This window comes from Geobacillus sp. ZGt-1 (assembly GCF_001026865.1).
Taxonomy (GTDB): Bacteria; Bacillota; Bacilli; order Bacillales; family Anoxybacillaceae; genus Geobacillus; species Geobacillus thermoleovorans.
The window spans coordinates 134,324-142,079 of record NZ_LDPD01000016.1; the positions used below are offsets into that span (position 1 = coordinate 134,324).

Below are 7,756 nucleotides of genomic sequence, written 5' to 3' on the forward strand. Positions count from 1 at the left end.
TTGGATTCATCTTAGTTATCGCTTCCGGAGTTGTTGATCTCACCCAGCTCCAACCGGTATTAGAGGAAGGGTGGAAACGGGTGTGGAAAACGGTGTTCACGGAAACGTTGTACGTGCCGTTTGGCGAAATGATCGTGTTTACCATGCTGTTTCCATACTTGAATCGTCCGGAAAAAGCGCGGCGGGCCGCCGTTGCCGGGATGGTGTTGACCGGGATCAACCTGGCGATCATTATGGCCGTTAATACGGCCGTCTTGGGAGCTGATGCGGTGTCACGTTCATCGTTTCCGTTGCTCGATACGATCCGCCGCATTCAAGTCGCTCACTTTTTAGAGCGGCTTGATGTCTTTTTTATGGTCGCTCTAGTGATCGGGGGGTTTTTCAAAGTCTCCATCTTTTTTTATGCCGGCGTCGTGGGGGTGGCTCATGTATTCGGGTTTTCGAACCACCAGCGGCTTGTTTATCCGTTTGGGGCGCTTGTCTTATTGTGGTCGGTGGCGATGGCCAGCAACTACTGGGAACATATTCATGAAGGATTAAAGATTGTCACGCTCTATCTGCACATCCCGATGCAAATCATCATTCCGGTGCTCTTGCTTGTGATTGCGGCGATTCGCCGGCGGTTTGGATCATCGGCAAAATAAGAAAAACGGACTAGAAGATTTATGCGGCAGCAAGCAGGAAAAACCGCAAAAAAACACGAATACAACAATAACCTGTTCCTACGAGGAACAATGGGGCGAAAAGTGGTGCTGAACATGCAACCCGAAGGCGGGGTGGAAACAACCCGGCGCCGATGCGCGTTTTTGTTTCGGGAAGCCGGTGTCAGCTGAAGGCTATTGATTTTGATTATAACGAAAAAGGGTTGAACGATGGTGAAGGCGAATGTACAGGCGATCGATCAGCTAGACGCGGAACAGTTGGGCAGCGGCATGGTGATTACCGACCGTCAACTTTCGATTGTTGCGGTCAGCGAACCGACGCCAAGATGGCTCGGATTTGCCAAAAACGAATTAGTCGGGCGGCCGGTCGGCGTTCTGTTTTCAGCCGAATGGTCGGCCGCGTTGTTGGACGGCATCGCCGAGGCGGTAAAAAAGGACGGATGTTGGCAAGGAGAAGCGCGCCATGTGGCGAAAAGCGGGAAAGCATACATGAGCTGGATGAACGTCTATCGGTTGTCAGGCAGCGAGGGAGAATGGCTCGTTTGGCATTTTGTTGAACAAACCGCTATGCCTCCGGCTGATCGACCGACGCCGTCTGAGTTGCTTGAGGTCATTTACGATTCCGCCCCGTTCGCTGTTGTTCCGGTGGCGGCGGACGGAACCGTGCAAGATTGGGGGCTTAGTGCAGAGCGGCTGTTTGGGCGCCGAAAAGAAGAGGCGGTCGGCCGCCCGATATGGTCGCTCTTTCGTTGCGGCAGCCAAACATGGCTTCCGTTTCCTCCCAAAGAGCAGCGATGCGGCGAAGGGATGGTGCAGCGCCGGGACGGCACGTCCGCCAATGTCGCCTATACGGTCATTCCCGTGCTTCAGGCGGACGGATATATCGTCCTTGTCGAAGACGAGACGAAGCAAAAGCAAAAAGAGGCTGAGCGGCGGCGCCAAGTCGAGCTGGCCAAAAAAATTCAGCAAAATTTGCTGACGCCGCTCATTCAAAACGAGGCGGTGACGATGGATGCCGTCTATATTCCATCCGATGATTTGTCAGGCGATATTTACGCTTGCTATCAAATCGACCTGTACCGCTACGGGGTGATCGTCATCGACGTGATGGGCCACGGCATTTCGTCGGCCTTGGTGAGCATGTTGCTCCGCTCGCTTTTGCGCGGGTTGATCGTGCGCGTCATTGACCCGGTCTCGGTGGCGAGCGAGCTGGAGAAGCATGTGCAAACGTTGTTTCCTGATGAGGCCAACAACATCCGCCACCTATTTTCCATGATTTATTTAGTGATTGACACGAAAGAGCGGAAAATTGAATATACCAACGCCGGCCATCCGGCTGGGCTGCTCGTTTTGGACGACGGAAGCGTCCGTGAGTTGGACAAAGGCGGTTTGGCGATCGGCAGCCCATTTTCCTTGCCGTTTGAAAAAGAGGTGATTCATTACGACAAGCGGGCCCGCCTCCTTTTGTATACAGACGGCATTTTAGAGGAGATCGACCCGTCGATTTTGCAAAGCATTGAAAAAATTCGCTTATGTACGCAAATGTGCCGCCATTTGCCGGATAAACGCTTCCTCGAACGTTTAATCAGCCAAGGTCCGCCGCTTGTCAGCCCTTCGGACGACATTTGCTTATTGTCCATCACGGTTCATGGATAGGCGGGACGCTTGGTGGTGTGTGAATGGATCGTGCGCTGCCGGGCGGACGAGGAAGCGGTTTTGGTTTGCCATCTCCTTGCGGAGCAGGCTGCTTCGTTGTTTGCTGTCCGTGATGCGGAATTGTTTGTGTTGGCGGTGCATGAAGCGGTCGTCAATGCCGTTAAAGCTGTTCAACGGGCGGGGATGGAGGCGGGGACGATTTCGCTCTCCTTTTTCGTCACAAGCGCTGATGTGGCCGTGGCGGTTGAAGACGAGGGCGGCGGCGTTCCGGCGGAAGTGATCGAGCAGCTTGATCAAATGACGCTCTCTGATGTATTGCTCGCCGAATCGGGACGAGGGTTGCTATTCATCCGAGAAATTATGGATGACGTTATGTGGGTTGAGCAAAAGGGCGGCCGTCGGATGCTTGTCATGAAAATGAGTCGGAATGCAACATAACTGGCTTTGGTGCAATGATGCACCCATGTGATCGGAACGAATGCGGGTGGTGGCCGAGGGCAAGGCATGGCTGGTCAACGATAGGGGGATACAATGAAACAGCATCGGTTGTCGTTTGAATTGGAAATGGTTGTAGAACGCGCATACGAATGCATCAAGCTAACTGGACGGCTCGCCTATGATACGCAGCTCGCGGCGGAACAAAAGCTGGCGACGGCGGTGGCTGCTGTCAAGCGCCGCCTTGTCGTTGTCGACGTGAGCGGCCTTCGATTTTTGGACAGTACTGGATTAGCGCTCCTTGTCCGCTTTTTTAAGCAAATCGTCAGCGAAAGCCGCGTCATGGCCATCGTCGTCCGGGATAACGCCGCTATAGAAAAGATTTTGCTGATGGCCAAGCTCGACCGGCTGTTGCCGATCGTTGGCGATGAACAACAGCTGTTGTCCCTTGCACCGCCAAGCTCTTTCGACCATATTAGCCAGGAGGCGCTTTATTCGGCATGGCGTCAGCGTTCGTCATAGACATGGCTCTCATGCCGAATCAACTGGAAGGTTTCACATTTCGCTGGCCCAAAAGCGTGTCGTCTATTTTTCCGACTGCTGAAGGCAAGGTGTGATGGAAGACTGAATAACCCCCTGCTTCACAGACCCATGCATGGGTCTGGAAGCGGTGTTGTTCAGTCACCCACCAGTCGGGCATCTCGATCGAAACGACTGAACAGACCAGTTGTTCCCCTATTGCCGCCGATGGCCCCCGAGCGATGAGACATTCGTTCGGGGGTTTTGTTCCTCTTGGCCGGGAGCATCCCTGCTTCTGCAAATGCATTCTCATTGTCAAATAAATATTTCGGGTTTAGAATAAAATTATACACAACGATGAACGGCGGCTGGGCCCCGCGATCGGAATGGAGAGGAGAGTGGCGCAGACATGGGGCGGGTGCTTATCTATTTGCGGCCATACTGGAAGTGGATGGCGTTGGCTTGGTTGTTTATGTTGACCGAGCTCATCATCGAGCTTTGGCAGCCGCTGTTGATGGGGAAAATCATCGACGATGGTGTCATGAAACAGGATGTTGCGGCCATTTTCACGTGGGGAGCAGTGATGCTCGGGGCGTCGCTGTTGGCGTTTGCCTCGGGCATCGCCAACTCATTTGCTGCTGCCTACGTCGGTCAGGAGTACGGATTTGCGCTGCGGACGGCGCTGTTTGCCAAAATCCAATCGTTTTCGCTTGCGCGCATCGAGCAGTTGGCGCCGGCCTCGCTCATCACCCGGATGACGAACGATGTGACCCAAGTGCAAAACATGTTGTTTATGAGTTTGCGCATCGCCTTGCGTGCACCGCTTCTGGTCGTCTTTGGCGTCGCGATGGCGTTTGTCGTCCATGCTCGTCTGGCGTTGGTTTTAGCGGTCGCGGTTCCGCTTTCCGCCGCTTTTTTATTGTGGGTTGTGCAAAGGGCAGCGGCGTCCTTTTCCGCCGTCCAACGGGCGCTCGATCGAGTGAATGGCGTGATGCGTGAAAATTTGGCCGGCATGCGCCTCATCAAAGCATGGATGAGAAAAGAATATGAAGAGGAGCGATTTGCGGCGGCGAACAATGCGCTCATGGAGCGGACGATGGGCGTGCTGCGCCTCATCGAGACGATCAGCCCGGTGTTGTTGGTTTTGATGAACACGGCCATTCTCGCTCTGCTGTTTTTCGGCCGCCTGGATGTTGAGTCCGGGACGGCGAGCGCCGGGCAAGTCGTCGCCGTCGTCAACTACGCGACGCGGGCGACGGCGGCGTTGTCGATGTTTACGTTTATTACCATGGCGTTCTCGCGGGCGCGCGCCTCGGCCGCCCGCCTCGCTGAACTGCTTGAGGTGCCGGAAGAGCGAAGCGGGGAGCACAGAGCCGATGAACCGATCGTCCGGCGCGGGGAAATTCGCTTTGAGCACGTTTCGTTCCGCTATCCAGACAGCGAACTTGACGCGCTTTCTGACGTATCGTTTGTCATCCACGCGCAAGAAACGGCGGCTATTTTAGGGGCGACTGGTTCCGGCAAATCGACGCTTCTTCAGCTCATCCCCCGGCTGTATGAACCAGGCGCCGGGCGCGTGTTGATTGATGGCGTCGATGTGCGCGAGTTTTCCGCCGAACAGCTGCGGACGGCGGTGCGCTTTGTCCCGCAGGAAGTGCTGCTGTTTTCAGGGACGGTCGCGGACAATCTCCGCTTTGGCAACATCACTGCGTCGATGGAAGAACTTGTGCAAGCGGCTCGCGATGCACAAATTCATGAAACAATCACTCGGTTTCCGGATGGATACGACGCACGGATCGGTCAAAAGGGCGTCAATTTATCAGGCGGGCAAAAGCAGCGGCTGTCGATCGCCCGCGCCTTGGTTGGGCAACCGCGCGTTTTGCTTTTGGATGACAGCACAAGCGCGCTCGATGCAGAGACGGAAGCAAAGCTGCTCGCAGCGTTGCGGCGGTATGCGTGCACGACGGTGATGGTGACGCAAAAGGTGAGCACAGCGATGGCGGCGGATACCATTTTGCTTTTGGAAGACGGCCGCCTGATCGCGCAAGGAAGCCATGAACAACTGCTGGCGGCAAGCGAACTGTATCGACGCATCGTCGCCACGCAGGAAGGAAAGAAGGGATCGGTGGATGTCACTACGGCATAGCCCGCACGGAGCGCGTGTTGGCGCAAGTCCGCAGCGGGCAAAAAACAGCGTCGGCACCTTGCGGCGGCTCTGGGCATTTATCGCTCCGCAAAAGCGAAAGCTGTTTGCGGCTATGGCCATGGTTGTCGTCAGCTCAGCGCTGGCGCTCGCCGGTCCGTACGTCATCGGCTGGACGGTCGATGTGTACATCGTCGAGCGGAGGACGGACGGTTTTTTAGCGACGCTCGTTTTGCTTCTTGCCATTTATATGGCCCTTGGCGCGGCGACGTTTTTGCAAAACTATTGGATGATCGATGTCGGCCAGCGGACGGTGCATGCGATCAGAGAGCGGTTGTTTCGCCATTTTCATGAGCTGCCGATTTCGTTTTTTGACCGCCGCCAGCAAGGGGAGCTGATGAGCCGGATTACAAACGACATCGACAATATGAGCCAGACATTTAACAGTACTGTTGTCCAGGTCGTCTCGAGCACGTTGACTTTGATGGGCGCTATAGTGGTCATGCTTTCACAGAGTGTGGTGTTGACGATCGTAACGCTTGTTGTCGTGCCGCTGATGTATGTGGGCATGCGCTGGATCACAAACCGGACGCGGGTGCGTTTCCGTGAGCAGCAACGGGCGCTCGGTGAGATGAACGGCTTTATCGAAGAGGTCATTTCCGGACAGAAAGTCGTGAAGCTGTTTTCCCAAGAAGAGCGGATGGAGTCTGAATTGGCGCGCAAAAACGCCGAGCTGAAACAAGCCGGGTTTTGGGCGCAAACGTATTCCGGCTTCATCCCGAAGCTGATGAACTTTTTAAACAACGTAAGCTTCGCCCTCATCGCTGGCGTCGGCGGATGGCTGGCGGCCAAAGGAGCGATATCGGTCGGGACGATCGTCGTGTTTGTCGAATACGCCCGCCAGTTTACCAGACCGCTTAATGACCTGGCCAACCAATGGAACACGTTGCTGTCGGCGTTGGCTGGCGCTGAACGGGTGTTGGAAATTTTGGATTTGCCGAAAGAAGAGGAAGACGAGCGGGAAGCGGTGGCCTTGGACCGGCTTGATGGACGCATTGAGTTTCGTCAAGTCGTCTTTTCTTACGACAAACAGCGCCCGGCGCTCGACGGCGTCACCTTTTCCATCGCCCCAGGGGAGACGGTCGCGCTTGTCGGCCCAACTGGAGCCGGCAAAACGACCGTATTGCAGCTGTTGACCCGCTTTTACGATCCAGATCGAGGAGTGATTTTGATCGACGGGCGCGACAGCCGGACGATCAAGCGGGCGAGTTTGCGCCGGCATATGGCATTTGTGCTTCAAGATACGTTTTTGTTCGCCGGAACGATCCGCGACAACATTCGTTACGGCCGGCTTGAGGCGACCGATGAAGAAGTCGAGGAGGCGGCGCGCCAGGCGAATGCCCACTCCTTTATTATGAAGCTGCCGGACGGCTATGACACCGTTTTGGCCCCAGGAGGCGGCGGAATCAGCCAAGGGCAGCGGCAGCTGTTGGCCATCGCTCGGGCGATGATCGCCGACCCGGCCATTTTGATTTTGGACGAAGCGACGAGCAACATCGATACGGTGACCGAAGTGCGCATTCAAGAAGCGCTCGCGCGGCTCATGAACGGCCGGACGTGCTTGGTCATCGCCCATCGGTTGAACACGATTCAACATGCCGACCGCATCCTTGTGCTCAACGAAGGCAAAGTGATCGAGCAAGGGACGCATGAAGAGCTGTTGGCCGCAAAAGGATTTTATTTCCAGTTGTATTGCCGCTATTGGAAGCGCAGTGTGCATGCGGCCCGATGAGGAATGCGCCTGCGCGGCGACGCCGCTCTCCCGCTGAACCGAAAACGAGCGCCCCGATCGTTGAACAAAGCCATGTGTCGCGAGGGTCGACGATCAGGGCGCCTTTCTATCGCTATGTGAAACGCCGGCTTGTGTCGGGCGTGTCTTGCCAGCATAGGCTTAAGGACGCGTTCGCTCGGAGAGGCGCTTTTGAAACGCTTCGCGCCAGCTTGCGGATAAGGCCGGATGGCTGGCGATTTGCTTTATGGCGGCGGCATTGTCCCGCTCATGATAGTAAATGTGATTGATATACGCGATGGATAGCGCCCCCGCGCCCCGCTCGACGAGAACGAGCGGCGCGCCTGGAGCGACGACGCCCTCTTTGAGAACGCGAAAGTAAAACCCGCTTTTTCCTGTCTGGCAGACGGCTTTCGGCAAATCGGGCAGCTGATGTTTGAACGCCAATTTGGAGCACGGCTGGCGCGGCTGTGACACTTGTACGAGCGCCGTGCCGGCGGCATACATGTCGCCAAGACACACATCGTCTTCCGTCAAACCGAGAAGCGTCCA

At 55.8% G+C, this 7,756-nt stretch carries 7 protein-coding genes; 6 read left to right on the forward strand and 1 reads right to left on the reverse strand.

Translation table 11 applies throughout. From position 1 onward, the window contains the following. The 6 genes from VU18_RS07050 to VU18_RS07075 form a co-directional block, all read left to right on the forward strand. Window positions 1–644, forward strand: a 644-nt coding sequence (locus VU18_RS07050; protein WP_047757846.1) for an endospore germination permease, incomplete at its 5' end; no start/stop codon positions are given. A 228-nt stretch (window positions 645–872) separates the two neighbouring features. Continuing rightward, the gene (locus VU18_RS07055) at window positions 873–2,318 is read left to right on the forward strand and encodes a SpoIIE family protein phosphatase (RefSeq protein ID WP_014195746.1); all 1,446 of its coding nucleotides are present in this window, start codon (window positions 873–875) and stop codon (window positions 2,316–2,318) included. Window positions 2,319–2,330: 12 nt separating this feature from the next. Next, complete coding sequence (locus tag VU18_RS07060) at window positions 2,331–2,756, forward strand: ATP-binding protein (RefSeq protein ID WP_014195747.1); 426 nt, start codon at window positions 2,331–2,333, stop codon at window positions 2,754–2,756. Window positions 2,757–2,849: 93 nt separating this feature from the next. Next, window positions 2,850–3,275 (forward strand): STAS domain-containing protein, encoded by a 426-nt coding sequence (locus VU18_RS07065; protein ID WP_011231124.1) that lies wholly within the window; start codon window positions 2,850–2,852, stop codon window positions 3,273–3,275. A gap of 406 nt (window positions 3,276–3,681) precedes the next feature. Continuing rightward, window positions 3,682–5,418 carry an ABC transporter ATP-binding protein gene (locus VU18_RS07070; RefSeq protein ID WP_047757847.1) on the forward strand — a complete coding sequence of 579 codons (1,737 nt, stop codon included), beginning with the start codon at window positions 3,682–3,684 and terminating at the stop codon, window positions 5,416–5,418. After that, window positions 5,402–7,207 carry an ABC transporter ATP-binding protein gene (locus VU18_RS07075; protein WP_047757848.1) on the forward strand — a complete coding sequence of 602 codons (1,806 nt, stop codon included), beginning with the start codon at window positions 5,402–5,404 and terminating at the stop codon, window positions 7,205–7,207. Before VU18_RS07070 ends, VU18_RS07075 begins: the two co-directional genes overlap by 17 nt. Before the next feature lie 159 nt (window positions 7,208–7,366). On the opposite strand, the gene VU18_RS19620 is transcribed toward VU18_RS07075, so the two are convergent. Further along, a partial coding sequence (locus tag VU18_RS19620) for an MOSC domain-containing protein (protein ID WP_236687314.1) occupies window positions 7,367–7,756 on the reverse strand: 390 nt, incomplete at its 5' end.

What these genes read in the sequence shown, in the direction of transcription:
- VU18_RS07055 (WP_014195746.1), top strand. Translation starts at nt 873, where the DNA reads ATGGTGAAGGCGAATGTACAGGCGATCGATCAGCTAGACGCGGAACAG.
- VU18_RS07065 (WP_011231124.1), top strand. Translation starts at nt 2,850, where the DNA reads ATGAAACAGCATCGGTTGTCGTTTGAATTGGAAATGGTTGTAGAACGC.
- VU18_RS07070 (WP_047757847.1), top strand. Translation starts at nt 3,682, where the DNA reads ATGGGGCGGGTGCTTATCTATTTGCGGCCATACTGGAAGTGGATGGCG.
- VU18_RS07075 (WP_047757848.1), top strand. Translation starts at nt 5,402, where the DNA reads ATGTCACTACGGCATAGCCCGCACGGAGCGCGTGTTGGCGCAAGTCCG.